Consider the following 26,353-nt stretch of genomic DNA (forward strand, 5'->3'; position numbering starts at 1 on the left):
GGTCACGTTGTCACTAGCAGTGAATCTCGTGACGGTTTCCGGTAGTGGGCGCGGAATTCGGTGGAACGTGCCGGACCGACGAGGAAATCCGCGCGGGTCAGCCCCAGCCGAGCTCGTGCAGCCGGGCGTCGTCGATGCCGAAGTGGTGGCCCAGCTCGTGCACGACGGTGATCAGGACCTCCTCGACGACCTCGTCCTCGTCCTCGCACATGGCCAGGATCGGCTGCCGGTAGATCGAGATGCGGTCGGGCAGCACCCCGCCGTACGACGACGTCCGCTCGGTCAGCGCGATGCCGTGGTAGAGCCCGAGGATGTCCGGTGCTTCGTCGTTGAACTCCTCGACGAGCACGACGACGTTGTCCATCGCGCGCGCGAACTCGGGCGGCACCTCGTCCAGCGCTTCGGAGACGAGCTCTTCGAACCGCTCCCGGCTCATCTCGACCGGCATCAGCCGCCCTGCTTCGCCGTCGAGGGAGCCGGGTTCTGCGTGGCCGGGCCCCCGCCGCCGTCCGACGGCGGGCCACCGTCCTGGGGCTGGCCGCCGTCCTGGCCGGCCGGGGCGGCCTTGATGCTGCCGGTCACCGCCTGCAGGCCGCTCTTGTCGGGCAGCACCGCGGCCACCTTGCAGTTGACCTTGGTCGAGCCGGTGTCCCAGCTCTCCTGCTCCCGCAGGTCCCAGGTCAGGATCAGCTTCTTCGCGTCGAGGTCGGCGCCGCCGGTGTAGCTGCCCGCAGCCTTGTTGCACTCGGTGTCGAGCCAGGCCTTCTGGTTGTCCTGGGAGGGGTAGCCCTCCTTGAAGTTCGACTTGAGGTCGAGGGTCGCGACGATCTCGTACGAGTGCGGCTTCGTGCAGTCGATCGGATCGCCGACGCCCTTGCCGAGCAGGGCCAGGCAGGTGCCCGGCTCGAAGACCAGCGACTGGTCCTGGTCCTTGGCCGGCCCGGTCGTCGGCAGCAGCCGGCCGCCGGGGCCGGCCCACTGCAGGCCGCACCGCAGCTGGCGGTCGCCGTCTTCCCACTGTGACGGCGTGGGGCGGAGCAGGTTCGTGGTGAGCTTGCCGTAGGGGTCGAGCTTGTGCCCGAGGTACGGCTTCACGTCCGCGGTGCACTTCTGCTGCGCGATCTGCTGCCACTGGTCCAGCGAGGGGACCGGCGCGTCCTCCGGGTACTGGGCGCCGATGTCCACGAGCGTGGTCACCTCGAACAGGTGCGGCTCGGTGCAGGCCACCTTCCGCGCGTCGCTCGCGTCCGGGTTGTCCCAGGTCAGGCAGCTGCCGGGAGGTGAGTGGAACGCCTCCTGGGCCGCCGCGGACAACCGGCCCGCGCCCCCGCCGGACCCGCCGGTGATGCCGTCGCTCCACGAGAAGACGACGCTGAGCGCGAGCGCGATGAGCGCGCCCGCGAAGATCCCACCCATCACGACGCGGGTGCGCAGTGTCTGGGTCGCGGTGGGGAACCGATCGGCGCTGGGAGACATCGCAGTCCATGATGCCCGCGCCGCGCATGACGTGCGCGGTCCGGGTGGTTAGGGTGGTCACGGTTTCGCGGTGGCCGGTGATTACGGAGCGCACATGACGCAGGACAACAATACTGGGGACCAGCCGCCCCCCGAGCCGCCGAAGCGCGGCTCGATGAGGTTTCAGGACTCGAACACCCAGCCTCGTCAGCCTTCGCTGGCCGAGCAGCGGGCCCGGCAGCAGGCGCTGGCCCAGGAGGAACGGAACGAGGAGCTGGCCCGCCAGGCCGACGCCAAGGCGGCAACGCGGCGCAAGGTCCTGATCGGCAGCGGCGTCACGGTCGGGCTCGTCGGCCTGGTCGCGACGTTCTACACGGTGGCGAAGACCGAGAACGTCACGGCGGTCTGCACCGACAAGAACGGCGTCGTCGTCCAGAACGACGACTACTGCGACGACAACTACGTCACCAGCCACGGCGGCTACCACAGCGGTGGCTTCCTGTTCCTGCCGATCCCGGGTGGCGGCTACAACAGCTACCGCTACAACTACGGCGGCACCGGTGTGGTCGGCCAGCGGGTGACCGGTGGCTCGTACGACCCGCCGTCGGCCCGCACCAACGTCACGACGAAGACGGGCAAGTCCGTCCAGCGCGGCGGGTTCGGCATCAGCGGCAAGAGCGGCAGCGGCGGCAGCGGCAAGAGCGGGGGATCGTAGGTGTACCGGGATCGGCGAGAGCCGCGGCGCGACTGGCAGCGGATCGTCGAAGAGCAGGGGCTCGTCTACGGCACGCCGGCCCGCGACAGCAGCGGCCGGGTGCGGCCGTACTGGGACGAGTCCGTGCACTACGTCTTCGAAATGGACGAGGTCCTCTCGCTCGAGGCCGACGTCGAACTGCTGCACTCGATGTGCCTGGAAGCCGTCGACAACGTCGTGACGACCGAGGGCTACCGGCGGTTCGGCATCCCCGAGTGGGTCTGGCCGCACATCGCCGAGTCGTGGAAGCGGCAGGACCCGCACGTCTACGGCCGGTTCGACCTGCGCTACGACGGCAAGTCGCCGGCGAAGCTGCTGGAGTACAACGCGGACACGCCGACCACGCTGCTGGAGGCGTCGCTGCTGCAGTGGCACTGGAAGACCGACGTCTTCCCGGACGACGACCAGTGGAACTCGATCCACGAGAAGCTCGTCGAGCGGTGGACGCAGCTGCAGGACAAGCTGCCGTCGAACGAACTGCACTTCACCTGGTCGGCGGCCGACCCTTCGGGCGAGGACAACGTCACGACGGCGTACCTGCAGGAGACGGCGGCCGAGGCCGGCCTCGACACGGTGGGCCTGGCGATCGAGGAGATCGGCTGGGACCCGGTGCTCAAGCGGTTCGTCGACCTCGAAGAGGCGCAGATGGCGACCGTGCTGAAGCTGTACCCGTGGGAGTGGGTGGTCGACGAGGAGTTCGGCCGCCACGCCGTCGAGTCGCTGCCGCGGACGCTGTGGATCGAGCCGCTGTGGAAGATGATCCTCTCCAACAAGACGCTGCTGGCGATCCTGTGGGAGAACTACCCGGGCCACCCGAACCTGCTGCCCGCGTTCGCCGACGACCCCGGCCTGCTGACGGAGTACGTCCGCAAGCCGAAGCTGGGCCGTGAGGGCGCGAACGTCCAGATCGTCGCGACCGGCTACGAGACCCAGACCGACGGCGTCTACGGTGCTGAAGGCTTCGTCTACCAGGCGTTCGACCCGCTGCCCGAATTCGACGGCTACCGGCCGGCGCTCGGCGCGTGGATCGTCGGCGACAGCTCCGCCGGGCTGGGCATCCGCGAGACCGGCGGCCTGGTCACCGACGACGGTGCGGCCTTCGTCCCACACCGCATCGTCGAGTCGTGATAAAACACCCCATCGCTGACCTTTCGGGAGAAAACTCGTGACCTCGACGCTTGCGCTGTCCGACACGTTCGGCTCCGACCTCGTGCGGGGGATCGGCGCGATCCTGCTGTACGGCGTCATCGGCCTGCTGCTGATGTTCGCCGGCTTCTACGCGATCGACTGGACCACGCCGGGCAAGCTGTCCAAGCTGGTGACGCAGGGCCTGCCGAACGCGGTGATCGTGACCGCGTCCGGGATGCTCTCGATGGCGTTCATCGTCGTGGTGGCGATCTTCAACTCCGCCAGCGACCTCACCGAAGGCCTGATCACCTCGCTGGTCTACGGCCTGCTGGGGATCGTCGTCCAGGTGGTCGCGGTCCGGCTGCTGGAGTGGGCGACCCGCATCGACGTGGCCTCGACCATCGAGAGCGAGAAGTTCGCCCCGGTGAGCATCGTCGTCGCGGCGGCGCACCTCGGCCTGGGTCTCGTGGTGGCGGTCGGCATCTCCTGAGCGGTTCAGGCCGGGCGGCGGGGTCGTTCTCCAGGGGCTTCGCCGCCCTCGAGCTGCCGGAGCACGCCGAGGTCGTCCCGCACCGCCCAGTGTTCGGCCAACCGCCCGTCGCGGACGCGGAAGATGTGCACCGCTTCCGCGACGATCCGCCGCCCGGTCGGCTGCCGGCCTGCGAACTGCGGGAACTCGCTCCCGACGTGCGTGCCGTAGCTGGAGAACCAGATCATCACGACACCGTCGCCGCTGGTGACGGCGTGCACGTCGTAGTTCAGGCCGGCGAAGCTGCGCTCCAGCCAGCCCCGCACGACCCGCATCATGTCGGTGCCGCGGCGTCCGCTGACGTGGTCGAGGAAGTCGGGCGCGAACGCCTCTTCGAGGATGGCCTCGTCGCCGCCGACGAGGTAGTCGACGTACCGCACGGCGAGTTCGGCATCGGACGTCATGGGCGGCCCCTTCCCTCTACCGGAAGTCGTGGGCCGTCCAGGGGCGTTACGGCATGATCGTGGCCGTGCTGGGCTGTTCGCACTAGCGTGGGGTGCGTGCGCCTGCTGAGGACACCGGAAGACCGGTTCACGGACCTGCCCGATTTCCCGTACGAGCCCCGCTACGCGGAGCTGCCGGACCCCCATGGCGGCCGGATCAGAGTGGGGTACGTCGAGGCAGGCCCGGCGGACGGCCCGGTGGTCCTGCTGCTGCACGGCGAGCCGAGCTGGTCGTTCCTGTACCGCAAGATGCTGCCGGTGCTGGCCGCCGCGGGCCTGCGGGCGATCGCCCCGGACCTGGTCGGCTTCGGCCGCTCCGACAAGCCGGGCGACCTGGCGGACCATTCGTACGCCCGGCACGTGGAGTGGATGCGCGCCTTCGCGTTCGACGCGCTCGACCTGCGTGACGTGACGCTGGTCGGCCAGGACTGGGGCGGCTTGATCGGGTTGCGGATGGTGGCTTCGTCGCCGTCCCGGTTCGCGCGGGTGGTGGCTTCGAACACGGGCCTGCCGACCGGGGACACCGACATGCCGCCGGCGTGGCACGCGTTCCGGACGGCGGTCGAGAAGGCGCCGGTGCTGGACGTGGCGCGGTTCGTCCAGTCCGGCTGCGCTTCGGTGCTTTCGGACGCGGAGCGGAAGGCTTACGACGCACCGTTCCCGAACGAGACGTACAAGGCGGGGCCGCGGGCGATGCCGTCGTTGGTGCCGTATCGGCCGGATGATCCCGCTTCGGAAGCGAACCGGGCGGCGTGGAAGACGTTGACGAAGCTGGAGATTCCGTTCCTGGTGGCGTTTTCCGACGGGGATCCGATCACGGGTGGGATGGCGCCGGTGCTGCGGCGGGCCATGCGGGGGGCTGCTGGGGTGGAGCATCCGGTGATTGGCGGGGCGGGGCACTTTCTGCAGGAGGACAAGGGGGAGGAGCTGGCGGAGCACGTGGCGAGGTTTGTTCGGGGCTGAGAAAAGAAAAGACTGTCCTCGCCGGACGGGCAGGCTCTGGGATGACCAGCCTGCTCCTTCTGTTTCAGAGGGCTGCGTGGGTTGCTGCCAGTGCGTCCACCAGGATTTCCAAGCCCTCCTGGGCTTCCTCGGCCGTCAGGGTCATCGGCGGGCCCAGCCTCAGTACGTTGCCGTGCAGGCCTCCCTTTCCGATCAGGAGTCCTCGCTTCTTCGTCTCCTCCAGCATCCTGGCCGCTGCTGGGACGTTCGGGTCCGTTGTTCCCGGCTTGATCAGCTCGACGCCGATCATCAAGCCCTTGCCGCGGACCTCCGCCACGATCGGCGAGTCGGCCGCCCGGAGGCCCGAGAGCAGTTGCGCCCCTCGGGCCGCGCAGTTCGCCTGGAGATCGTGGTCCTTGATGTAGTCCAGGACCGCCGTTGCGCCCGCCATCGATACCGGGTTGCCTCCGAACGTCGAGAACGACTGGGCCTGGAAACAGTCCAGCACGTCTCCGCGGGCCACGACCCCACCCACCGCCAGGCCGTTGCCCAGGCCCTTGGCGAACGTCATCATGTCCGGGGTCACGCCGTGGGCTTCGATGCCCCAGAAGTGCTCGCCCGTGCGGCCCCAGCCCGTCTGGACCTCGTCCGAGATGAACAGGACGCCGTACGAGTCCAGGACCTCCTTCATCGCCCGGAACAAGCCGTCCGGCGGGAGGCTGAAGCCGCCCACGCCCTGGATCGGCTCGGCGATCAGGCAGGCCACGTCGCCCGCCGTTGCCGTGTCGAGGACGTCCACCAGGTCCGCGACGCACGCGTCGATGTACTCGGCGTCCGGGAGCGAACGGAACGGGCTTCGATACCGGTAGCCGCCGTGGACGTAGTTGACCTTGACCGGGCTGAGGGCCGAGGCCGACCAGCCGCGGTTGCCGGTGATCGCGACCGTTCCGAACGAACGACCGTGATACGAATTGCGCATCGCCAGCACCTGGTTGCTGCGCCTGAACTGCGTGGCCAGCATCAGGGCCGTGTCGTTGGCCTCGCTGCCCGAGTTCGTGAAGAACACCTTCGCGTCCGGGATGTTCGACAGCTTCGCGATCCGCTCGGCCAGCTCGACCTGGGACCGGATCAAATAGAGGGTCGACGTGTGGAGGATGCCCGTGTCGAGCTGCTTGCGGACCGCGTCGCCGATCTCGGCGACGTCGTAGCCCATCGAGTTGGTCAGCACCCCCGCGAAGAAGTCCAGGTAGGTGCGGCCCTTCGAGTCCGTCATCCGGCGGTCGTGCGCGTGCACGATCTCGATCGGCTCCTCGTAGAGCAGCGACATCCAGGACGGCATGACTGCGCGGTGCCGGGCCAGCAGCTCATCGGTCATCGAACGCCTCCTCGGGGTCTCAAGCGAGTATGAGGAGGCCGTGAACAGCGCTTCAACGATCAGACTGTCGGGATAACCCAGTAGGGCCGCACAGTCTGTACGGACTACCCTCTGACCCGTGATTGACCCCAGGACTCTGCGCGATGACCCGGAAGCCGTGCGCGCGTCGCAGCGCGCTCGTGGTGAAGACGAGGGAGTGGTCGACAAACTGCTCTCCCTCGACACCCGGCGCCGGTCTTCGATCGCGGCCGCCGACAAGCTGCGCAACGAGCAGAAACTCCTGGGCAAGCAGATCCCGAAGGCGCCGCCGGAGGAGAAGCAGCAGCTGCTGGCCACGGCCAAGGAGCTCGCCGCGCAGGTCAAGGCGGCCGAGGCGGAGCAGAACACCGCGTCGGAGGAGTTCGACCAGCTCTTCCGGACCCTGCCGAACCTCGTCCACCCGGACGCCCCTATCGGCGGCGAGGACGACTTCACCGTCCTCAAGCACGTCGGCGAGCCGACGAAGCTCGGCTTCACCCCGAAGGACCACCTCGAGCTGCTCGAAGGCCTCGGCGGCGTCGACATGGAACGCGGCGCGAAGGTCTCGGGGTCGCGGTTCTACTTCCTCACCGGCGTCGGCGCGCAGCTGCAGCTCGGCCTGCTCAACATGGCCATCGCGCAGGCTCTCGAGAACGGCTTCACGCCGATGATCACGCCGTCGCTGGTCCGCCCGGAAATCATGGCCGGCACCGGCTTCCTCGGGCAGCACTCGAGCGAGATCTACCACCTCGAGGACGACGACCTCTACCTCGTCGGCACGTCCGAGGTGCCGCTCGCGGGCTTCCACGCCGACGAGATCCTCGACCTCGAAAACGGTCCGAACCGCTACGCGGGCTGGTCGTCCTGCTACCGCCGCGAGGCCGGCTCGTACGGCAAGGACACCCGCGGGATCATCCGCGTCCACCAGTTCGACAAGGTCGAGATGTTCGTCTACGCCAAGCCGGCCGACGCCGAGGCGGAGCACGAGCGGCTGCTCGGCTGGGAAGAGCAGATGCTCGCGAAGATCGAGGTGCCCTACCGGGTGATCGACACCGCGACCGGCGACCTCGGCACGTCCGCGCACCGCAAGTTCGACTGCGAAGCGTGGATCCCGACCCAGGAGACCTACCGCGAGCTGACCTCGACGTCGAACTGCACGACGTTCCAGGCCCGCCGCCTCTCGGTCCGCTACCGCGACGAGAACGGCAAGCCGCAGATCGCCGCGACGCTCAACGGCACCCTGGCCACCACCCGGTGGATCGTCGCGATCGTCGAGAACCACCAGCAGGAGGACGGTTCGGTCCGCGTGCCGGAGGCGCTGCGCCCGTTCGTCGGCGGCAAGGAAGTCCTCACGCCTCGCTGAATCGGGCGGATCCGCGGTGCTGCTCCGTTCGTCCCAGTACAGTCCGGGCCGAACGGGAGGACTTCATGCGCATGAGGTGGCAGGTGGCGGTGGCGCTGGTGGCCGTGACGGTGGTGACCGGCTGCACGGTGACGGTCGGCGGTTCGGCGTCGCCGGTGCCGGGCCAGGGCCCGGTCGTCAAGGCCGTCGACGCCTGCGCGCTGCTCGACGAAGCCCAGGTCGACGCCCTCGGCTACAAGTCCCCGGGTAAGCCGGTCAAGGAGAACAAGGACCGGCTCCAGCCGCCGATGTGCCTGTGGAACTCGAAGGACGACGTCGAGCCGCTGGCCATCCTGAACGTCGGCCTCGCCGCGGACCTGGACTTCAACGAGTACATCTCCGGCGCCGTCAAGAAGTCCGAGCCGCAGCAGATCGGCGGGCTGAGCTGGACGCAGTACGCCTCGATCATGCCGGACGACTGCACGTTCTACGCCTTGCTCGGGGCCAAGTCGTTTGCCTACGTCGGCGTCTCGGCGGGCAAGCTCGACCGGTCGTGCGAGCTGGCCAAGCTCGCGATCCCGCAGGTCGCGGCCCACCTGCCGGGCGGCCAGGACGCGCCACCGATCACGCCGTCGGCGTCGGCGAAGCCCGAACCGAGCGGACCGCTGCTGTCGGCGGACCCCTGCGCCATGCTGAAGCCGGACCAGGTGGCCCAGCTGAAGGACATCTCGCCGGACGGGAAGAAGGACACCTCGTCCACGGTGCCGAACGCGTCGTTCTGCCTCTGGGACGACACCGACGGCGACGGCGGCCAGAAGGCGTTCGAGGTCTGGTTCGGGCCCAGCACGCCGGTCGGGGAGTGGCCGGGCGCGAAGGGCGTCAACCCGACCGAGACCGTCGACGTCGGCGGCCGGAAGTGGGGCCTGTTCCCGAACATGGGCGGCCTGCGGGTGACCTGCGGCGCGACCCTGGCGATCACCGACACGTCGTCGGTGCAGGTGGTCAGCGGCTTCATCGGCGACGACGCGAAGACCTGCGACACCGTGAAGCAGGGCCTGCCGCTGGTGACGGCGAACCTGCCGGGTTAGTCCTTCGACACCTGATCGGCGATGTGGCGCGCGATCTCCAGCGCGCTCGTCGCGGCCGGCGACGGCGCGTTCAGGACGTGCACCTGGTCGCGCGCGGTCTCGATGAGGAAGTCGTCGACGAGCGAGCCGTCGCGGCGCATGGCCTGGGCACGCACGCCGGAGCCGTGCCGGACGATGTCGTCCTCGGTGACGGCCGGGACGAGCCGGACGAGGCTCGCGGCGAAGCGTTTTTTCGAGAACGAGCGGCGGACCTCGTCGAGCCCGGTCGGGAACGCGTACTTGCGGGCGAGCCGCCAGGCGCCCGGGAAGGCGGCGACCTCGGCGACGTCCTTCGCGGAGAAGTCGCGCCACCGGTAGCCCTCGCGGCGCAGCGCGAGCACGGCGTTCGGGCCGGCGTGGACGCTGCCGTCGAGCATGCGCGTGAGGTGCACGCCGAGGAACGGCAGCGTCGGGTCCGGCACGGGGTAGATCAGGCCCTTGACCAGGTGCCGCCGGTCCGGCTTGAGCTCGTAGTACTCACCGCGGAACGGCACGATCTTCGCCGACGGCGTCAGCCCGGCCAGCCGCGCCACCCGGTCGGAGTGCAGGCCGGCGCAGTTCACCAGCGCGTCGGCCTGGACGACGTCATCGCCGGTGGCGACCTCGACCCCGCCGTTGCGCCCGGCTCGGATGGCCACCGCGGGCGAGTCCAGCCGCAGGTCGGCGCCGGTCTCGTCGAGCAACCGGACGAGCGTGTGGCAGACGGCCGGGAAGTCGATGATCCCGGTGGATTCGACCCGCAAGGCGGCCACGCAGGCGACCTCGGGCTCGTACTCACGCGCTTCGGCGGGCGAGATCTGCTTCGCCGGGACGCCGTTGGCCTCGGCGCGCTCGGCGAGGGTGGTCAGGGCGGGAATCTCGCTTTCGCGCGTGGCGACGACGAGCTTCCCGCACACCTCGACGGGCACGCCGTACTGCCGCGCGAAGTCCACGATGGACCGATTCCCGGCCACGGACATCTGCGCTTTGAAGGACCCGGGCTTGTAGTAGAGCCCGGCGTGCACGACGTTCGAGTTGTGGCCGGTCTGGTGGGCCGCCCAGCGGGATTCCTTTTCCAGGACGGTGACGTCCAGCCCGCGCCTGGTCAGCTCCCAGGCCACGGCCAGACCGACGATCCCGCCCCCGACGACTACCACATTACGCACGGTGAGAGGCTACGCGAGTCTCACCAGGTGGTTAAGAAAGGCCCGCCACGCGGTGGCCGGAGGCTGCTGGACGGGCACGAGGTGGCTGTTGCCGTTCAGCGGTAGGTGATCCAGCCCGGTTCCGAAGCGCCCTTCGCCAAGGCAGGATCTGCTGCTCCGAGCAACGACCACCTTCTACGTGTCCGAACTTGTGGACACCTGTCCCTCGATCGAATGCTCCAAGACCTTCTGCGCACTCATCCCCAGCCCCGTCCGGTACGCGCGCTCGAACCCGTCGACCCCCAGCGACTCCACCAGCCGCCCGCGGACCGCCGTCACGTCCGGGTCGCCGCTGATCGCCGTTCCGCGGACCGTTGCCGCCGCGCCCAGGAGCACCGCCGCCTGTTTCGGCTCCGCTGCTCCCGCCAAGCCCTCCAGCGCGAACGCCACCACGTCGCTCGCGTTCCACTGCCGTCCGATCAGCAACGCCGAGCGGTGCAACGAGACTGCCGCGGGCCGGTCGCCCTCCGCCACCGCCAGCCAGCCGAGGGAAACCAACGCCGTCGCGCGGACCGACTCCGCCGCGAACGAACCGCCCGCGCACTCCGCCAACGCGCGCTCGCACAGCTCCCGGGCCGCGGCCAGGTCGCCCGACTGCCGGGTCAAGTTGGCCAAGCCGACGTACGCCGCCGCGCGGGATTCCGGCATGCCCGCACTGCGGGCCGTTGCCGCCGCCAGTTCGTAGTCCGCTCGGGCCCGCGCGTGATCTCCCGACAGCAGGTGGGTCCACGCGCGGCGGCAGATCAGGTCCGCCACGTCGTCCGTGGCGCCGATCTCGTGCATCAGGCCGAGCGCCTCGTCCATCAGCGGCAACGCGGCCGCGTACTCGCCGCGCCAGGTCAGGAGCTGGGACAAGTGGTCCAGCGCCATCGACAGGCCCCACCGCTCGCCCAGCGCGCGGAACTGCGTCGCGCCTTCGCGCAGCCCTTCCTCCGCGCCCGCCAGGTCGCCCGACATCATCGCCCGCAGGCCCATGCCCATCGGCAGCAGCGCCCAGCCCCACGCGTCGCCGGCGGCCAGCAGACTCTTGCCGCGGCCGAGCAGCTCGGCGTCGTCGCCCGGCGGGCCGACCACCACCCCCAGCAGCATCACCAGCATCGGGTTGCGGGGCGCCCAGTTCTCGTCCGCCGCGTACCGGCGGACCAGCGGCAGGTACTGCTCGAGCGACTCGTGCCGCTGCCCGGCGAGGGCGCCGAGCACGCACACCAGGAACTCCTCGACGTACTCCTCGCGCAGCTCGGGCGAACACCGCGACACCACGGCCAGCGACAGCCCGGCGCCCTCGAACCGCCGCCCGCGCATCCACCAGTACATCGCCAGCAACGGCACCAGCCGCAGCGCCAGCGCGACGTCGTGCTCGGTCGACCAGCGCAGCGCGGCCAGGATGTTGTCGTAGTCGGCGTCGATCCGCGCCAGCCAGTCCAGCTGCTCCGCGGTGCGCAGCATCGGGTCCGCTTCGGCCACGAACCGCAGGAAGTACTCGGCGTGCGCGCGGTGGAACGTCTCCGCTTCGCCCGCTTCGGCGAGCTTCTCGCCGCCGAACGCGCGGATCGTCTCCAGCATCCGGAACCGCCCGCCGACGGCCTCCACCAGTGACTTGTCGGCCAGCTCCGGCAGCAGGTCGACGTCCGCGCCGCACACCTCGGCGGCGGCCGCGGCGGTCGCGCCACCGGCGAACACCGCCATCCGATGGGCCAGTGCCCGTTCCTCGTCGGTCAGCAGGTCCCAGCTCCACTCGACGACCCCGCGCAGCGAGCGGTGCCGCGCTTCGGCCGTCCGGCTGCCGCGCGCCAGCAACCGGAACCGGTCGTCGAGCCGGGCCGCGATCTCGCCGAGGGACAGCGTCCGGACGCGCGCTGCGGCCAGCTCCAGGGCCAGCGGCAGGCCGTCGAGGGCCGAGCAGACGTGCTGGACGTCGCCGATCGTCGACTCGTCGAGGGTGAACGCGGGATCGCTCGCGGCCGCGCGGTCCGCGAACAGCCGGACGGCCGCGAACTCCCAGGCCTGCGCGGCGGACGTCCCGGGCGGCGGGACGGGCAGCCGCGGCACCGGCGCCAGCTGCTCGCCGGTAATGCCGAGCGGCTCACGGCTGGTGGCCAGCACCCGCAGTCCCGGGCACGCGGCGAGCAGGCGCGCGGCCAGCCGGGCCGCGGCGTCGACGACGTGTTCGCAGTTGTCGAGCACGAGCAGCACCGGGCGGTCGCGCAGCGCCGACACCAGCCGCTCGACGGGGTCCTGCGGGCCGCCGCGCGAGCTCTCCCGCATGCCGAGTGCCGCCAGGATCGCGCCGGGGATGTCGCTGCCGCCGTGCGGGGCGAGCTCGACGAACACCGCCGGCCCCGCCTGGGCCGCCGCCTCGACGGCCAGCCGGGTCTTGCCGGCGCCACCCGGCCCGGTGAGCGTGACGAGTCGGGCGCGCGCCAGCAGCTCCGCCACCTGCCGCAACTCGGCGTCGCGGCCGACGAAGGTGGTCAGCTGCGCGGGCAAAGCCGGGAGGACCGGCTTCTCCGTTTCGCCGCGAAGCACCGCGAGGTGCGCTTCGGCGAGTTCCGGGCCCGGGTCGGCACCCAGCTCGTCGGCCAGGGTGCGGCGGCCGTCCTCGAACGCGGCGAGCGCGTCGGCGGGCCGTCCGGCGGCGGCCAGCGCCCGGACCAGCTGCGCACGCGGCCGTTCTCGCAAGGGCTTCGCGGCGACGGTCTCCCGCACGCCGGCGAGAACGTCTTCGGCCTGTCCGAGCGCCAGCCGGGCCTCGACGTGGTCGTCCACGGCTTCCGCGCGCAGCTCCTCGAGCCGCGTGGCCTGAACGGCGGCGAACGGCGCGTCCGCCACGTCCGTGAAGGCGGCCCCGCGCCACAACGCCAGCGCCTCGCCCAGGACCGTCGCGGCGCGCGCGTGCTCGCCGTTCTTCAGCAGCGCGCGGCCTTCGCGGGTGAGCCGTTCGAAGCAGTGGACGTCCACTTCGTCCGGTTCGACGGCCAGCCGGTACCCGGCCGCGGTGAACTCGACCGGCGCGAGGTCTTTCAGCGCCGTCCGCAGCCGCGACACCTGCGATTGGAGGGCGTTCGCCGCGCCGTCCGGCGGGTGTTCGCCGTACATGCCGTCGATCAGCCGCTCGGCCGGCACGAACCGCCCGGCCTCGAGCGAGAGCAGCGCCAGCAGCGTCCGCGAGCGCGGGCCGCCCACCGCCACCGGCGTGCCGTCCCGGCGCCACGCGGCGACGGCCCCCAGCACCCCGAATCGCATGGACCCCAGCCTAAGACGTCCCCGACCTGGGGGAAGCGGCACTCCAAACAGGAGTTCGGCGTGGTCCTGTGAATCACCTGAGCGTGCGTCTATACACTTCGGCGGGTCCCCACGCAATGGGAGAGGTATGTCCACCGAGAGCATCGCCCTGGGTCAACCGACCGTGGGGGAAGAGGAGCTCGCTGCCGTCGCGGAGGTCTTCCGCTCCGGTTGGCTCGCGGGTGCCGGACCGGCGTGTCGCCGCTTCGAAGAACGGTTCGCCCAGGTCACCGGCACGGCGCACGCGTTGACGACCGCGAACTGCGGGTCGGCGCTCTTCCTTGGGCTCAAGGTCCTCGGCGTGCAGCCGGGCGACGAGGTGATCGTCGGCGACTACACCTTTCCGGCGACCGGCCACGCCGTCGTCCAGGCGGGCGCGAAGCCGGTGTTCGCCGACATCCGCCCGGACGTCTTCAGCGCGGACCCGGCGCACGTCGAAGCCCTGATCACGCCGAAGACGGTCGGCATCCTCGCCGTCGACGTCGCCGGCCAGCCCGGTGACTTCGACGAGTACCGCGCGATCGCCGACAGGCACGGCCTCTGGCTCTTCGAGGACGCCGCCTGCGCCGCCGGGGCGACGTACAGGACGCGCCCGGCCGGCAGCCTCGCCGACCTCGCCGCGTTCTCCTTCCACGGCCGCAAGGGCATCACCGCGGGCGAAGGCGGCGCGCTGGTCTCCGACCGCGAGGACCTCATCGCGCACGCCCGCAAGCTGCACACGTACGGCATCGAGCCGGCCATCAGCCGCGAAGGCTCGGACACGCTGCCCATCCCGGAGTTCCACGAGCTCGGCTACAACTTCCGGCTCTCGGACGTCCAGGCCGCGATCATGAACGTCCAGCTCGACCGCCTCCCGGACCTCCTCGCCGCCCGCCGCTCGGTCGCGAAGCGCTACCACGAGGCTTTCGCCGACGTCGAGGCGCTGACCGTGCCGGTGGAGCTGCCCGACCGCGAGCACCCGTGGCAGGCGTACCTGCTCACGGTCGCGCCCGAGGTCAGCCGCGACACGCTCGCGCTGCGGATCCGCTCGCAGGGCGTCCAGTGCAACTTCGGCACCTACGCCTCGCACCTGCAGCCGATCTACGGGCCTCAGGCCCCGCTGCCCGTCTCCGCCGACGCCTTCGCGCGTCAGCTCGCCATCCCGATGCACGCCAACCTCACCGACGCGGAAGTCACCCGGGTCGCCGAGGTCGTGCGCGAAGCCGTGCAGTCCCTGTCCTGAAGCCGCCGACCGAGGAGAAATTGGTGTCCGACAAGAAGGTGCTCTTCACCGGGGGTGGCGGGTTCATCGCCGCGCACGTGATCCCGCTGCTGCTCGAGGGCGGCTACACGGTCCGGATCTTCGACAACATGACCCGCGGCGACCGCGCGCGCGTCAACGAGTTCGTGGCCACCGGCAAGGTCGAGCTGGTCGAGAAGGACGTCCGCTACGGCGGTGCGGTGCGCGAGGCGATGCGGGGCTGCACGCACGTCATCCACTTCGCGACGGTGTCGATCAACAAGTCGATCGCCGACCCGCACGAGTCGATCGACATCAACATGATCGGCAACCACAACGTCTTCGCCGCGGCCGCCGACGAGGGCGTCGAGCGGCTGGTGTTCGCCTCGACGGCGTCGGTCTACGGCGACCCGAAGCGGCTGCCGATGCACGAGGACGACGAGCTGCGCCCGCTGACGCCGTACTGCATCTCGAAGCGCGCCGGCGAGGACCTGCTCGCTTTCTACGAGCGCCAGAAGGGCCTGTCCTGGAACGCGCTGCGGTTCTTCAACGTGTACGGCCCCGGCCAGAAGATCGAGGCCTACTACACGTCGGTGATCAACCACTTCATCCAGCGCCTGCGGGCGGGCCAGCCCCCGATCATCGACGGCCGCGGCGACCAGTCGATGGACTTCGTGCACGTCACCGACCTGGCGCGGGCCGTCGTGGCGGCGCTGGAGTCGGAGAAGGCGAACTTGCCGATCAACATCGGCACCGGGATCGACACCTCGATCGCCGCGCTGGCCAAGATCCTCATCGAGGCGGTCGGCGTCGACGTCGAGCCGCTGTTCAACGAGCGTGACGTGCTGGTCTCGCGGCGCGCCGCCGACATCAGCCGGGCGCGGGACGTCCTGGGCTGGGAGCCGCGGATCACCGTCGAGGACGGCATGCGGGATCTGGTCAAGGAAACGGAGTGACCACCGCCGACGTGCTCTTCACAGCGGAGGCGGCATGAACTCCGTCGCCGGACCGGCTCAAGGGCGTGCGATGCGCATCGCGGTGGTGAACAACTTCTTCCCGCCGCGGGTGGGCGGCAGCGCGCACATGGCGGCCTCGCTCGCGGCGCAGTTCGCCGCGGCCGGGCACGAGGTCCTCGCGATCACGGCCGCGTACGACGAGGCCCCGGCCGAAGAGAACCGCGACGGCTACCGCGTCGTCCGGCTCCCGGCGGTGAAGATGCCGCAGATCGGCCTGTCGATCGACTTCGACATGAGCTTCGCGTCGCTGCGGCCGGGCAACTGGCGGCGGCTGTGGAAGCTCCTGGACGAGTTCAAGCCGGACGCGATCCACCTGCACGGCCAGTTCTTCGACCTGTCGTGGCTGGCCGGGATCTGGGCGCGGCGGCACGACGTGCCGGCGCTGCTGACCATCCACACGCTGCTGATCAGCGACAACAAGCTGTACGGCGGCGTGTTCCGGCTGCTCGACGCGGTCCTGGTGCGGCCGATCCTCGCGTACCTGAAGCCGAAGTACGTGATCCTGGACAAGCTGGGCGTCGACTACTGCGTCGCCCGGTACGGCACGAGCGACGCGAACTCGGAGTACTTCCCGATCGCCGTCGACACCGGTCACTTCGCGAAGCCGGTGACGAAGGACATCCGCGCGGAGCACGGGATCGGCGACGCGCCGCTGATCGTGTCCCTGGGCCACGTGATCCCGCTGCGCAACCGGCTGCCGCTGATCGAGGCACTGCCGTCCATCTTGGACAAGCACCCCGGCGTCCGGGTGGCCGTGGTCGGCCGCGTGTACCACGACGCGTTCCTGAAGCGGGCCGCCGAGCTGGGCGTCTCGGACGCGCTGATCGTGACGGGCGCGGTGCCGAAGGAGGACGTCCCGGCGTACTTCGCGGCGGCGGACATCGTCACGCACGACCTCAACGGCGGCTGCGGCACGGCATCCCTGGAGGCGATGCTGTCCGGCACGGCGACGATCGCGTCGGTGACCGAGGACAACTACCCGGGCATCGAGCTGCGCAACGGCGAGAACGTGCTGCTGGTGCGCCCGGACGACGCGGAAGCGGTGGCGCGCACGGTGATCGAGCTGCTCGACGACCCGGAGCGCCGGGCCCTGATCGCGCAGCGGGCGTCCGAGATGGTGCGGTCGAACTTCGGCCTCGACGTCGTTGCGGAAGAGCACCTCAGGACCTTCGAGAAGCTGGTGTCGGAAGCCGATGTTCTTCGATGACGAGCGCAGCCACCGGCTGCGCCCGCAGATCCTGACCGAGCTCGTCTCGCAGTACATGAACGACGCCGAGCGGGCGCAGTTCTACGGGCTGCCTTCGACGTGCCGCGTGCGCGAGCGCGTGAAGATCATCAGCCCCGAGAACCTGAAGATGGGCGACCACTGCTGGGTGGGCGAAGGAGCGGCTCTCGACGCGAGCGGCGGCCTGGAGATCGGCGAGCACACCAGCATCGGCCTGAACACGCTGATCTTCACGCACTCGAGCTGGCTGGCGAACATGACGCTGCAGAACCATTCGGGCAGCGACCTGATCGAGCGCAAGCCGGTGAAGATCGGCAAGGGCTGCTTCATCGGCGGCCTGGTGGTGATCATGGCGGGCGTGACGATCGGCGACTTCGCGACGGTGCAGCCGAACTCGGTGGTGGCGAAGGACGTCCCGCCGAGAACGCTGGTGGCGGGGAATCCGGCGCGGGTGTTCCAGCGGTACGACGAGGAGTACATCCAGTCCGAAGTGGACCGGGTACGCGCCGAGAACGCGCGCCGGCGGGAGATCGCGGAGTCCCGCGGTGGCGACGCGTCGGGCTGGGGCGCGCCCTCGGGTGACTTCTCGGAGTAGCTTCCGCGGCGGCTAGAGCCGGTCTCCCAGGAGCTTCGCCACCGAGACGTACACGTCCTCGCGGTTCGTCGGCGTGTAGAACTGCGCGAACCGGCTCTGGCCGTGCCCGCGCTTCCCGATCGCGACCATCTCTTCGCCGTCCGGGAACTTGCAGTGGCTCGCGTACTCGCCCGCGCCCGGGATCGGCTTCGCGGGCTCCTTGCAGTCCTTGTTGAGCCGCCCGATGGTCGCCGACGGGCTCTGGGCGCCGGGGATCGCCACGACCACCAGTTCCCCGTTCAGCCCGTACCCGCAGTGGTAGGCCGTGCCCGGGTTCACCGCCTCGGACTCGCCCTCCTTGCCCTCACCGCTCTCACCCGGCCGGCCCGTGAGTTCCCGGACCTCCGAGCCGCCCAGGAACGGGCAGGCCGCGGTCACCTTGTCCGGTGACACGACCGCGGCGAAGGTCGGCGTCGGCGTGGCGGTGGTCGGCTTGCTCGCCGAAGTGGATGACGGCGGCGTCGGCCTCGGCGCCGACGCCGCCGTCGTGGAGCCGCCCGAACACGCTGTGACGCAGGTCAGCAGGCATGCGGCGGCGAAGATTCCCCCGTAATGGCGCACGCACCACAATCTAGTACGCAGTGACCCAGCGCGAGATATCGGTTACGCAACGTTTCGACCGCTGGTAGCCGCGGTGAACGGTAGCAGAGTGGCAGGCAACCTTTCCCCGCCCCGGCCGTCGCTGGGAAGGACGGAACGAGGTGACGCATGGCGCGGGGCGACGAAGAATTCGCGGAGTTCGTCCGCGCGTCGTCGGCCCGGCTCACGCACGCCGCGTTCCTGCTCACCGGCGACCGCCACCAGGCGGAAGACGCCGCTCAGACCGCCTTCACCCGCACCTACGCCGCCTGGTCGCGGGTGCGGCACAAGGACGCCTACGGCTACGCCCGGACCGTCCTGGTGAACCACGTCATCGACGGCTGGCGGCGGCCGATCCGCGAGTACGCCGCCGAGACCCTGCCCGAGCAGCAGGACCGCCTCGACGTCGGCAAGGCCGTCACCCAGCGCGAGTGGCTCACCGCGGTGCTCAAGAGGCTGACCGATCGTGAACGCGCCGTCGTCGTGCTGCGGCACTTCTTCGACCTCCCGGAAGCCGATGTGGCCCGTGAGCTCGGCGTTTCACTGGGTACCGTGAAGAGCACGAACTCGCGGGCACTGGCCAAGCTGCGGGTCGAGGCGGACCCGGAGGACACGCTGATCGGGAGGGGCGGGCGGTGAACGAGCTCGACGGCTTCCGCGCCGCCCTCCGGCAGCCGCCCGAGGAGCCCTTCGCCGAACCCGATCTGGCCAGGATCATGGCCGACGGCACGCGCCTGCGCCGTCGCCGCCGCGTGCTGACCGGCGCCGCGGGGGTGGCCGCGGCGGCCGCCGTCGTGCTCGTCGTCGTGTTCGCCATCCAGCTGCGGCAGCCCGCGCCCGCGCCGGTCGCGCAGCCGCCGTCACCGGCGCCCACCGTGTCCGCGACGTCGACGGCGGCACCCGCCGAGCAGCCGATGGGGGACGTCGTCGGCACCGGGATCCGGACCTCGGACGGCGAGATCGTCCTGTACGCGCGGGCTGTCAACGAGCCGACCCTGCCGAACGTCCGCTTCGGCCTGGTGGCCGGCCTCCGGTCCGGGAGCTCGCTGCAGGCCGTGCTGGCGACGAACGAGACCCGCGGAACCGACCTGTCGTTCGGGTTCCACGCCACCGACGGCGGCGAGGTGGTCCGCAACCAGCCCATCCCGGTCTTCGGCTACTTCTCCGGCCGGGCGGCGCGGATCACGACGACGGTGCACGGCAAGACGGTCGAGGCCCGCCTGGCGACGTGGACCGCGGACTCGACCGTGGTCATCTTCTGGTTCGATCCCGCCGAGGTCCCGAACTCCGCCGTCCTGACCCCCCTGATCGCCTACGACGCCGACGGCAAGCGGCTCACCAAGTAGGCGGTACCCGCCCACCCCATGCGGGCGTAAGACGTGAACCGTGACCTCTCGACGAGCGTTCCTTACCGCGTCGGCCGCGCTGGGCATGGTGGCCGCCGTCCCGGCCGGCGCCACCGAACTCGGCGACCGCGGACCCGGTGTCCCGACGCGGCCCCAGCGTCCCGACGCGGAGCTGCGGGCCCTGCTCCGCCAGGTCGACGAACGGCGGATCGAAGCGACCGTGCGGCGGCTGGCCGCGTTCGGCACCCGGCACACGCTGTCGGCGCAGGACGACCCCGTGTGCGGCATCGGCGCCGCGCGTGACTGGCTCTTCGCGCAGTTCCAGCAGGTCGCGGCGGCCTCCGCGGGACGGCTGACCGTCGAGCTGCAGTCGTACGTCCAGCCACCCGCCGACCGGATCCCGGTGCCGACGACGATCACCAACGTCGTCGCGACGCTGCACGGGTCCACCGATCCCGGCCGCGTGTACGTCGTTTCGGGGCACTACGACTCGCGCCGCTCCGACGTCATGGACTTCACCGGGGACGCGCCGGGTGCCGACGACGACGCTTCGGGCGTCGCGGTCGCCCTGGAGCTGGCCCGGGTGCTCTCGACCCGGCAGCCGGCCGCGACGATCGTCTTCGCCGCCGTCGCGGGCGAGGAACAGGGCCTGTACGGATCGCGGTTCATGGCCCAGCAGTTCAAGGCGGCCGGCACCGACGTCCAGGCGATGTTCACCGACGACATCGTCGGCTCGAGCCGCGCCGACGACGGCACGCGCGACCCCTTCACCATCCGCCTCTTCGCCGAGGGCGTCCCGACGGCCGAGACGCCGGCCGAGGCGAACCTGCGCCGCAGCATCGGCGGCGAGAACGACTCCCCGCCGCGGCAGCTGGCCCGGTTCGTGAAGTCGGTGGCCGAGAACGACGCGACCGGCATGACCGTCCGGGTGATCTACCGCCGCGACCGCTACCTGCGCGGCGGTGACCACATCGGCTTCCTGGAACAGGGCTACCCGGCGGCGCGGTTCACCGAGCCGAACGAGGACTTCGCCCACCAGCACCAGGACGTCCGCGTCGAAAACGGCGTCCAGTACGGCGATCTGCCCCGGTTCTGCGACTTCCCGTTCATCGCGCGGGTCGCCCGGGTGAACGGCGCCGCGCTGTGGTCGCTGGCCACCGCGCCGGGCACGCCGAAGGGCGTGAAGATCCGCACGGCGGCGCTGACCAACGACTCGGACCTGCTGTGGACCGCCACCCCGGGCGCGACCAGCTACGAAGTCGTCTGGCGCGAAACGACGGCCCCGGACTGGACGCACGCCATCGACGTCGGCCCGGCGCTGACGGCGAAGATCGACCTGTCGAAGGACAACGTCTTCTTCGGCGTCCGCGCGGTGGGGCCGGGCGGACGCCGGAGCCCGGCCGCGTTCCCGGCGCCGGTGAGCTAGGCCGCGGCCTGGGTCAGGACCTGCTCGACGACGTGGTGCGAGGGCAGGATCAGGTCGCGCTCGGTGTCGGCGTCGATCTTGCCCTCGAGCAGGTCGCAGAACCGGTCCAGCTGGGTCGCGAGAGGTTCCCGGGCCGTGACGAGCTCCGGGATCTCGATGACCGTCTGCTGCCGGTAGCCGAGGCCGTCCGGGGTGACCGAGTCGTGCGAGACGTGCCGGTAGATCGTGACGTCGCGGCGCAGCAGGTCGATCTCGATCAGCCGGTCGAGCTCGGACACCACCAGCGACCGGACCTTCTTCTGGCCCAGCCGGGACGCCGACACCGTGGCCAGGCCGGTCGGGAAGGACAGCACCGTCTCGATGGTGTCCTCCGCGCCCTCGACCGACTGCGGGTGGAAGTAGCCCGCGCCGGAGGTCACCCGCGACGGCGTCGCGCCGCCGAAGAACTGGATCGCCAGGTCGACGTCGTGCACCAGCAGGTCCCACGCCACGCCGGTCTTGATGCGGGGCGCGTACGGGCCGTGGCGGCGGGCCATCAGGTGCACCGGCTCCTGCACCAGCGCCCGCGCGGTCATCACCGCCGGGTTGTAGCGCTCCAGCAGCCCGCACATCAGCGGGATGTCGTTCTTCGCCGACAGCGCGACGATTTCCTGGGACTTCTCGAAGCTGTTGCAGACCGGCTTCTCGACCAGCATCGGCTTGCCCTGGCGGAAGATCTCCTGCGCCAGGTCGTAGTGCACCTCGGTGGCCGACGCGAGCACCACGGCGTCCACATCGGACAGTTCGCCGATCTCCGGTGTCCACTGCGTTTCGTACCGCTCGGCGACGGTCTTGCCCGCTTCCTCGCGCGGATCGATCACGCGGACCAGGTCGACGCGCTCGTTGCCGGCGAGCACGCGGGCGTGGAGGGAACCCATGTTCCCGGTACCGACCAGAGCGATCCGATGCGTCATGCGCCCAGTACCTCGCGAACGGTTTCGATGATGGTTTCCAGGTCGGATTCGGACAGGTGCGGGTGCACCGGCAGCGACAGCGCCTGCTCCGCAACGCTGCGAGCCACCGGGAAGTCCTCGACGCGTGCGCCCGGGATCAGCTCGTGCACCGCGTAGCAGTCGTAGTCGAAGACGATCTTCGGGTAGTAGATGCCGTTGCCGATGCCGCGCTCGGTCAGCGCCGCGGCCAGCTCGTCGCGCGAGAGCATCGCGTGCGGCCCGACTAGCACGGTGTACTGGTGCCACACGTGCTCGCGGCCCGGCAGCACCTGCGGGACTTCCAGGCCCGGCGTGCCGGCGAGCCCCTCCGAAAGCCGCTTCGCGTTCGCCTGGCGGGCCGCGGTCAGCTGGTCGAGCTTCGCCAGCTGCGGGATGCCGACGGCGGCGTGCAGGTCGGTCATCCGGTAGTTGTGGCCGGCGACCTCGTACTGGTAGCGGGCGCGCATGCCCTGGTTGCGCAGCACGCGCAGCTTGTCGGCCAGCTCGTCGTCGTCGGTGGTGATGACGCCGCCCTCGGCGGTGGTGATGTTCTTCGTCGCGTACAGCGAGAAGCAGCCGATGCCGAAGGAACCGGCCGGCTTGCCCTCGAACGACGCACCGACGGCCTGCGCCGAGTCCTCGATCACCTGCAGGCCGCGCTCGGCGGCCAGGGGAGCGAGCTTGCCCATGTCCGCCGTCTGGCCGTAGAGGTGCACCGGCATGAGCACCTTGGTGCGGTCCGTCACGGCGGCCGCGGTGTTCTCGGGGTCCATCGCGAAGTCGTCGCGCCGGATGTCGGCGAACCGGACGGTCGCGCCCGCCTCGAGGATCGCGTTCAGCGTCGCCACGAAGGTGAACGGCGAGGTGACGACCTCGTCGCCCGGCTGCAGGTCCAGCACCTGGAGCGCCGCGACCAGCGCGGTGGTCCCGTTGTTGACCGCGATCGCGTGCTTCGTCCCGGAGACCGCCGCGAAGGCGTCTTCGAAGCGCTTGACCATCGGTCCCTGTGCGATGGACCCGGAGCGCAGCACCTCGACGACGAGGTCCTCCGCGTCGCGGACGTCGACCACGGTGATGGGGATCATGGGCTGTCTCTCTCGGCAGGCGATTTCGGTGCGTCCGGTACAGTGAGCCGCCGGTTCTGCGCCCGGCTGCCCTGCAGCAACGCGGGCCACACGTTACCGGGCGCGGCAGCACGCCCAGTACCCAGCCGCCGACGAACGGATACCCGCCCGTGGCCAACCGCATCCACCCGACCGCCGTCATCGGCGAGGGCGTCGAACTCGGCGAGGGCAACGTCATCGGCCCGTTCGCGGTGATCGCCGGGCCGGCGCGGATCGGCGACGGCAACTGGATCGGCCCGCACGTGACGATCGGCACGCCCGGCGAGGACCGCGGCCGTCCCCACCCGGCGGCGTGGGAAGAGGCCCCGTCCGGTGACCCGGATCACGACGGCCACGGCGTCGTCATCGGCAGCCGCAACCGGATCCGCGAGTACGTGAGTGTCCACCAAGGGACCTGGCGGACGACGACGGTCGGCAGCGACGGCTACTACCTCCGCAACTCCCACATCGCACATGACTGCCTGGTCGGCGACGGCGTCACGATCGCCTCCAACGCGGTCACCGGCGGCCACTGCCACATCTGGGACGGCGCGAACCTCGGCATGGGCGCGATCCTGCACCAGAAGGTCGTGATCGGGCCGGGCGCGATGATCGGGATGGGCTCGGCGGTGCGGCGCGAGATCGGCGCGTTCACCATCGCCGTCGGCAACCCGGCCCGCGTCACCGGCATCAACGTCGTCGGCCTGTCCCGCCGCGGTCTCGACGAGGAGACGATCGAGGCACTCGGCCCGTGGCTGAAGGGCAAGGAAGGTCTCCCGGACGTCACGCTGCCCGGCGACCTCTCTACCTTGGTAAAGGCGTGGGACGCTCGCCCGCGCGAAGAGCACTAGGAGCTGTCAGATGTCGGAAGTCGCCCCCAAGCTGCGCGAGGTCTTCGTCGAGGCGCTGGACCTCGACGGCGGTGTGGACGTCGAAAACCTGAAGTACCGCGACATCGAGGCGTGGGACTCGGTCGGCCACATGGCGCTGGTCGCGGCGATCGAGGACGAGTTCGACGTCGAGTTCGACACCGACCAGGTCATCGACATGTCCAGCTTCAAGGTCGCCGTCGACATGGTGACCGAGCTGCAGTCGAAGAATGACTGATCAGGCCCTGTCCGGTCGCGTCGCGCTGGTCACCGGCGGGACGCGGGGGATCGGCCTGGCCACCGCCCGCGCTCTGGTGGAGGCGGGCGCGACGGTGGTGCTGACCGGCCGTGACGAGGCTCGCGCGAAAGAGGCGGCCGCCTCCGTGGGCGCCTCCGGGCTCGCCCTCGACGTCACCGATGCCAAGGCGGTGTCTTCGCTGGTCAGGGGAGTCGCGAAGGAGCACGGCAAGCTCGACATCGTCGTCGCGAACGCGGGGATCATGGAGGACGCGCTCCTCGGGATGATCCGCGAGGAGGCCGTCGACACGACGCTGAGCACGAACGTCGCCGGCACGCTGCACACCGTCCAGGCCGCGGCCCGGGCGATGATGCGGAAGAAGACCGGCTCGATCGTCGTGCTCGCTTCGATCGTGGGCGAGTACGGAAGCGCTGGTCAGACGCTGTACGCGGCCTCGAAGGCCGCGGTGGCGAACATCGCGCGGTCGGCGGCGAAGGAACTCGGCCGGTCCGGTATCCGCGTCAACGCGGTCGCGCCGGGCGTCATCGAGACCGACCTCACCGCGGGCCTGAGCGAGGACGCGAAGGCCGAAAACGCGAGCCGGACGCCGCTCGGGCGGCTGGGCCGTCCCGAAGAAGTGGCGAAGGCGATCCGGTTCCTGGTGAGCGACGAGGCGTCGTTCATCACCGGCCAGGTGCTGGGGATCGACGGAGGCTTGGTGCTGTGACGTTGCTGGGTGCGGGGGCTCGGCTGGTGGACGTGGCCGGGGGCCGCACGCTGGCGGGCGCGGAACTGGCGGCCGAGGTCGGACGGCGGATGGACGAGCTGGCGGCGCTGCCCGCCGGCGTCGTCTTCGCGCGGATGTCGGTCGACCTGCCGAGCGTGCTGACCTACCTGGGCGCCTTCGAATCCGGCCGGGCGATCGCGCTGATCGATCCGGCGCTGGACGCCGACGTGCTGGCCGGGCTGGTCTCGCGGTTCCGCCCGGCCGCGGTGCTGTCGGCTTCGGGTGACGCGCCGTCCGGCTACACCGGGCAGGGTTCCGACTGGGTCCGCGCTTCGGCCGACGGGGTGGTCCCGCACCCCGACCTCGCCGTCCTGCTGCCGACCAGCGGCTCGACCGGCAACCCGAAGCTCGTCCGGCTTTCCCGGCAGGCGATCCTCGCGAACGCCGACGCCATCGCGCAGGTGCTGCACATCGACGCCGACGAGGTCGCGCCCACCTGCCTGCCGCTGCACTACAGCTACGGCCTGTCGGTGCTGAACTCGCACCTGGTGCGCGACGCGACCATCGTGATCGAGCCGTCCGGCGTGCTCGGCCGCGGTTTCTGGGACGCGGTGGACACCTACGGCGTCACGTCGCTGTCCGGCGTGCCGTACCACTACGAAATGCTGCGGCGGCTCAAGTTCGACCCCGCGAAGTACCCGACGCTGCGGACGTTGACGCAGGCCGGCGGGAAGCTGCGCGACGAGCTGATCGCCGAGTTCAACGACAAGATGCTCGCCGTCGGCGGCCGGATGTACGTCATGTACGGCCAGACCGAGGCGTCGCCGCGGATGACGACGGTGCCCGCGGAGAGGCTGGCCGAAAAGCTCGGTTCCGCCGGGCCGGCGGTGCCGGGCGGGAAGTTTTCGGTGCGCCGGGACGACGGCTCGGAGACCACGCACCCGAAAATTGTCGGTGAGGTCGTCTACCGTGGGCCCAACGTGATGATGGGCTATGCGGACGACGAGTCCGGACTGGCCAAAGGCGACGAACACGGTGGCGTGCTGGCCACCGGTGACCTCGGGTACCTCGACGAAGAGGGGTACCTGTTCATCACCGGCCGGCTCAAGCGCATCGGCAAGGTCTTCGGCAACCGCGTCAGCCTCGACGACCTCGAGCAGGCCGTGCGCACGGCGGCGGTCGGGATCGACGTGGTCGCCGCGGTGGCCGCCGGCGACAAGGTGGTGCTGTTCGCCGAAGGGGCGGACAAGGAGATCTGCAAGGACGCGTCGCGGGCGCTGTCTGAGCGGCTGCACCTGCACGTCAGCGGGTTCGATGTCCGCCCGATCGACACCGTGCCGCTGCTGGCCAGCGGCAAGATCGACTACCGGACCTTGGAGGGGCGGGCATGAGGGAGCTTGCGAGCGAATCATTCAACACAG

26 protein-coding genes are annotated in these 26,353 nt (G+C 70.4%); 17 read left to right on the forward strand and 9 right to left on the reverse strand.

Annotated elements, in window-relative coordinates:
• Nucleotides 1-97: 97 nt before the first annotated feature.
• Both IE317_RS10930 and IE317_RS10935 read right to left on the reverse strand, forming a co-directional pair.
• Nucleotides 98-448, reverse strand: a complete 351-nt coding sequence (locus IE317_RS10930; RefSeq protein ID WP_020642760.1) for a metallopeptidase family protein — start codon at nucleotides 446-448, stop codon at nucleotides 98-100.
• On the reverse strand, nucleotides 448-1,476 hold the full coding sequence (locus IE317_RS10935) for a septum formation family protein (RefSeq protein ID WP_191308916.1): 1,029 nt from the start codon (nucleotides 1,474-1,476) through the stop codon (nucleotides 448-450). Before IE317_RS10935 ends, IE317_RS10930 begins: the two co-directional genes overlap by 1 nt.
• Before the next feature lie 94 nt (nucleotides 1,477-1,570).
• Here IE317_RS10935 and IE317_RS10940 point away from each other — a divergent pair, with 94 nt between their 5' ends.
• Genes IE317_RS10940 through IE317_RS10950 form a run of 3 tightly spaced genes read left to right on the forward strand, consistent with a single transcriptional unit; the run spans nucleotide 1,571 to nucleotide 3,827 of the window.
• Nucleotides 1,571-2,170 (forward strand): hypothetical protein, encoded by a 600-nt coding sequence (locus tag IE317_RS10940; protein WP_229902632.1) that lies wholly within the window; start codon nucleotides 1,571-1,573, stop codon nucleotides 2,168-2,170.
• Entirely contained in the window at nucleotides 2,171-3,337 is a 1,167-nt protein-coding gene (locus IE317_RS10945; RefSeq protein ID WP_191308919.1) for a glutathionylspermidine synthase family protein, read from the forward strand.
• 37 nt (nucleotides 3,338-3,374) lie between these two features.
• Nucleotides 3,375-3,827, forward strand: coding sequence for a DUF350 domain-containing protein (locus IE317_RS10950; RefSeq protein ID WP_191308921.1), 453 nt, complete (start codon nucleotides 3,375-3,377; stop codon nucleotides 3,825-3,827).
• 5 nt (nucleotides 3,828-3,832) lie between these two features.
• On the opposite strand, the gene IE317_RS10955 is transcribed toward IE317_RS10950, so the two are convergent.
• Nucleotides 3,833-4,270 (reverse strand): ester cyclase, encoded by a 438-nt coding sequence (locus IE317_RS10955; RefSeq protein ID WP_191308923.1) that lies wholly within the window; start codon nucleotides 4,268-4,270, stop codon nucleotides 3,833-3,835.
• Between the two features lie 96 nt (nucleotides 4,271-4,366).
• On the opposite strand from IE317_RS10955, the gene IE317_RS10960 reads away from it, so the two are divergent.
• Nucleotides 4,367-5,272 (forward strand): haloalkane dehalogenase, encoded by a 906-nt coding sequence (locus IE317_RS10960; RefSeq protein ID WP_191308925.1) that lies wholly within the window; start codon nucleotides 4,367-4,369, stop codon nucleotides 5,270-5,272.
• A gap of 64 nt (nucleotides 5,273-5,336) precedes the next feature.
• On the opposite strand, the gene IE317_RS10965 is transcribed toward IE317_RS10960, so the two are convergent.
• Nucleotides 5,337-6,626: an aspartate aminotransferase family protein gene (locus IE317_RS10965; RefSeq protein ID WP_191308927.1), complete on the reverse strand. Its 1,290-nt coding sequence runs from the start codon at nucleotides 6,624-6,626 to the stop codon at nucleotides 5,337-5,339.
• A 118-nt stretch (nucleotides 6,627-6,744) separates the two neighbouring features.
• Here IE317_RS10965 and serS point away from each other — a divergent pair, with 118 nt between their 5' ends.
• Together serS and IE317_RS10975 are read left to right on the forward strand one after the other, a co-directional pair.
• Nucleotides 6,745-8,007 carry a serine--tRNA ligase gene (gene serS, locus IE317_RS10970; RefSeq protein WP_191308929.1) on the forward strand — a complete coding sequence of 421 codons (1,263 nt, stop codon included), beginning with the start codon at nucleotides 6,745-6,747 and terminating at the stop codon, nucleotides 8,005-8,007.
• A 65-nt stretch (nucleotides 8,008-8,072) separates the two neighbouring features.
• On the forward strand, nucleotides 8,073-9,074 hold the full coding sequence (locus IE317_RS10975; protein ID WP_191308931.1) for a DUF3558 family protein: 1,002 nt from the start codon (nucleotides 8,073-8,075) through the stop codon (nucleotides 9,072-9,074).
• Here the strand turns inward: IE317_RS10975 and lhgO are convergent.
• Nucleotides 9,071-10,258 (reverse strand): L-2-hydroxyglutarate oxidase, encoded by a 1,188-nt coding sequence (gene lhgO / locus IE317_RS10980; RefSeq protein ID WP_191308933.1) that lies wholly within the window; start codon nucleotides 10,256-10,258, stop codon nucleotides 9,071-9,073. The genes IE317_RS10975 and lhgO overlap by 4 nt on opposite strands.
• 174 nt (nucleotides 10,259-10,432) lie before the next feature.
• The gene (locus IE317_RS10985; protein ID WP_191308935.1) at nucleotides 10,433-13,540 is read right to left on the reverse strand and encodes a BTAD domain-containing putative transcriptional regulator; all 3,108 of its coding nucleotides are present in this window, start codon (nucleotides 13,538-13,540) and stop codon (nucleotides 10,433-10,435) included.
• 127 nt (nucleotides 13,541-13,667) lie between these two features.
• Between IE317_RS10985 and IE317_RS10990 the strand changes: the two genes are divergently transcribed.
• The 4 genes from IE317_RS10990 (at nucleotide 13,668) to IE317_RS11005 (ending at nucleotide 17,634) form a co-directional block, all read left to right on the forward strand.
• Complete coding sequence (locus IE317_RS10990; RefSeq protein ID WP_191308937.1) at nucleotides 13,668-14,801, forward strand: DegT/DnrJ/EryC1/StrS family aminotransferase; 1,134 nt, start codon at nucleotides 13,668-13,670, stop codon at nucleotides 14,799-14,801.
• Nucleotides 14,802-14,824: 23 nt separating this feature from the next.
• Nucleotides 14,825-15,754, forward strand: a complete 930-nt coding sequence (locus IE317_RS10995; RefSeq protein ID WP_191308939.1) for an NAD-dependent epimerase/dehydratase family protein — start codon at nucleotides 14,825-14,827, stop codon at nucleotides 15,752-15,754.
• 70 nt (nucleotides 15,755-15,824) lie between these two features.
• Nucleotides 15,825-17,021, forward strand: coding sequence for a glycosyltransferase family 4 protein (locus tag IE317_RS11000; protein WP_191309144.1), 1,197 nt, complete (start codon nucleotides 15,825-15,827; stop codon nucleotides 17,019-17,021).
• Complete coding sequence (locus tag IE317_RS11005) at nucleotides 17,008-17,634, forward strand: acyltransferase (protein WP_191308941.1); 627 nt, start codon at nucleotides 17,008-17,010, stop codon at nucleotides 17,632-17,634. The genes IE317_RS11000 and IE317_RS11005 overlap by 14 nt, the downstream gene beginning before the upstream one ends.
• A gap of 12 nt (nucleotides 17,635-17,646) precedes the next feature.
• Here IE317_RS11005 and IE317_RS11010 read toward each other — a convergent pair whose 3' ends face one another.
• Nucleotides 17,647-18,234, reverse strand: coding sequence for a hypothetical protein (locus IE317_RS11010; protein ID WP_191308943.1), 588 nt, complete (start codon nucleotides 18,232-18,234; stop codon nucleotides 17,647-17,649).
• 147 nt (nucleotides 18,235-18,381) lie between these two features.
• Between IE317_RS11010 and IE317_RS11015 the strand changes: the two genes are divergently transcribed.
• From IE317_RS11015 to IE317_RS11025, 3 genes are all read left to right on the forward strand, one after another.
• Complete coding sequence (locus IE317_RS11015; protein WP_191308945.1) at nucleotides 18,382-18,891, forward strand: SigE family RNA polymerase sigma factor; 510 nt, start codon at nucleotides 18,382-18,384, stop codon at nucleotides 18,889-18,891.
• Nucleotides 18,888-19,598 carry a hypothetical protein gene (locus tag IE317_RS11020; protein ID WP_191308947.1) on the forward strand — a complete coding sequence of 237 codons (711 nt, stop codon included), beginning with the start codon at nucleotides 18,888-18,890 and terminating at the stop codon, nucleotides 19,596-19,598. Before IE317_RS11015 ends, IE317_RS11020 begins: the two co-directional genes overlap by 4 nt.
• Before the next feature lie 85 nt (nucleotides 19,599-19,683).
• Nucleotides 19,684-21,024 carry a M20/M25/M40 family metallo-hydrolase gene (locus IE317_RS11025; RefSeq protein WP_191309146.1) on the forward strand — a complete coding sequence of 447 codons (1,341 nt, stop codon included), beginning with the start codon at nucleotides 19,684-19,686 and terminating at the stop codon, nucleotides 21,022-21,024.
• On the opposite strand, the gene IE317_RS11030 is transcribed toward IE317_RS11025, so the two are convergent.
• On the reverse strand, nucleotides 21,021-21,977 hold the full coding sequence (locus IE317_RS11030) for a Gfo/Idh/MocA family protein (protein ID WP_191308949.1): 957 nt from the start codon (nucleotides 21,975-21,977) through the stop codon (nucleotides 21,021-21,023). The two genes, IE317_RS11025 and IE317_RS11030, sit on opposite strands and share 4 nt — an antisense overlap.
• Nucleotides 21,974-23,080 (reverse strand): DegT/DnrJ/EryC1/StrS family aminotransferase, encoded by a 1,107-nt coding sequence (locus tag IE317_RS11035; protein WP_191308951.1) that lies wholly within the window; start codon nucleotides 23,078-23,080, stop codon nucleotides 21,974-21,976. The genes IE317_RS11030 and IE317_RS11035 overlap by 4 nt, the downstream gene beginning before the upstream one ends.
• A 149-nt stretch (nucleotides 23,081-23,229) precedes the next feature.
• Between IE317_RS11035 and IE317_RS11040 the strand changes: the two genes are divergently transcribed.
• From IE317_RS11040 to IE317_RS11055, 4 genes are read left to right on the forward strand one after another with little or no spacing between them, the layout of a single operon-like run.
• A complete protein-coding gene (locus IE317_RS11040) occupies nucleotides 23,230-23,949 on the forward strand; it encodes a UDP-N-acetylglucosamine acyltransferase (RefSeq protein WP_191308953.1) in 720 nt (239 codons plus the stop codon).
• Between the two features lie 10 nt (nucleotides 23,950-23,959).
• Nucleotides 23,960-24,205: an acyl carrier protein gene (locus IE317_RS11045; protein WP_003096467.1), complete on the forward strand. Its 246-nt coding sequence runs from the start codon at nucleotides 23,960-23,962 to the stop codon at nucleotides 24,203-24,205.
• Nucleotides 24,198-24,932, forward strand: coding sequence for an SDR family NAD(P)-dependent oxidoreductase (locus IE317_RS11050; RefSeq protein ID WP_191308955.1), 735 nt, complete (start codon nucleotides 24,198-24,200; stop codon nucleotides 24,930-24,932). Before IE317_RS11045 ends, IE317_RS11050 begins: the two co-directional genes overlap by 8 nt.
• Nucleotides 24,929-26,323: an AMP-binding protein gene (locus tag IE317_RS11055; RefSeq protein WP_191308957.1), complete on the forward strand. Its 1,395-nt coding sequence runs from the start codon at nucleotides 24,929-24,931 to the stop codon at nucleotides 26,321-26,323. The genes IE317_RS11050 and IE317_RS11055 overlap by 4 nt, the downstream gene beginning before the upstream one ends.
• Nucleotides 26,324-26,353 lie beyond the last annotated feature (30 nt).

It is taken from the genome of Amycolatopsis bullii (assembly GCF_014654205.1).
In the GTDB taxonomy this organism is placed as follows: domain Bacteria; phylum Actinomycetota; class Actinomycetes; order Mycobacteriales; family Pseudonocardiaceae; genus Amycolatopsis; species Amycolatopsis plumensis.

What these genes read in the sequence shown, in the direction of transcription:
- IE317_RS10940 (WP_229902632.1), top strand. Translation starts at nt 1,571, where the DNA reads ATGACGCAGGACAACAATACTGGGGACCAGCCGCCCCCCGAGCCGCCG.
- IE317_RS11005 (WP_191308941.1), top strand. Translation starts at nt 17,008, where the DNA reads ATGTTCTTCGATGACGAGCGCAGCCACCGGCTGCGCCCGCAGATCCTG.
- IE317_RS10965 (WP_191308927.1), bottom strand. Translation starts at nt 6,626, where the DNA reads ATGACCGATGAGCTGCTGGCCCGGCACCGCGCAGTCATGCCGTCCTGG.
- IE317_RS10990 (WP_191308937.1), top strand. Translation starts at nt 13,668, where the DNA reads ATGTCCACCGAGAGCATCGCCCTGGGTCAACCGACCGTGGGGGAAGAG.
- IE317_RS11000 (WP_191309144.1), top strand. Translation starts at nt 15,825, where the DNA reads ATGCGCATCGCGGTGGTGAACAACTTCTTCCCGCCGCGGGTGGGCGGC.
- IE317_RS10955 (WP_191308923.1), bottom strand. Translation starts at nt 4,270, where the DNA reads ATGACGTCCGATGCCGAACTCGCCGTGCGGTACGTCGACTACCTCGTC.
- IE317_RS10935 (WP_191308916.1), bottom strand. Translation starts at nt 1,476, where the DNA reads ATGTCTCCCAGCGCCGATCGGTTCCCCACCGCGACCCAGACACTGCGC.
- IE317_RS11025 (WP_191309146.1), top strand. Translation starts at nt 19,684, where the DNA reads ATGGTGGCCGCCGTCCCGGCCGGCGCCACCGAACTCGGCGACCGCGGA.
- IE317_RS11015 (WP_191308945.1), top strand. Translation starts at nt 18,382, where the DNA reads ATGGCGCGGGGCGACGAAGAATTCGCGGAGTTCGTCCGCGCGTCGTCG.
- IE317_RS11045 (WP_003096467.1), top strand. Translation starts at nt 23,960, where the DNA reads ATGTCGGAAGTCGCCCCCAAGCTGCGCGAGGTCTTCGTCGAGGCGCTG.
- IE317_RS10975 (WP_191308931.1), top strand. Translation starts at nt 8,073, where the DNA reads ATGCGCATGAGGTGGCAGGTGGCGGTGGCGCTGGTGGCCGTGACGGTG.
- IE317_RS10930 (WP_020642760.1), bottom strand. Translation starts at nt 448, where the DNA reads ATGCCGGTCGAGATGAGCCGGGAGCGGTTCGAAGAGCTCGTCTCCGAA.
- IE317_RS10985 (WP_191308935.1), bottom strand. Translation starts at nt 13,540, where the DNA reads ATGCGATTCGGGGTGCTGGGGGCCGTCGCCGCGTGGCGCCGGGACGGC.
- IE317_RS11030 (WP_191308949.1), bottom strand. Translation starts at nt 21,977, where the DNA reads ATGACGCATCGGATCGCTCTGGTCGGTACCGGGAACATGGGTTCCCTC.
- IE317_RS11035 (WP_191308951.1), bottom strand. Translation starts at nt 23,080, where the DNA reads ATGATCCCCATCACCGTGGTCGACGTCCGCGACGCGGAGGACCTCGTC.
- IE317_RS11050 (WP_191308955.1), top strand. Translation starts at nt 24,198, where the DNA reads ATGACTGATCAGGCCCTGTCCGGTCGCGTCGCGCTGGTCACCGGCGGG.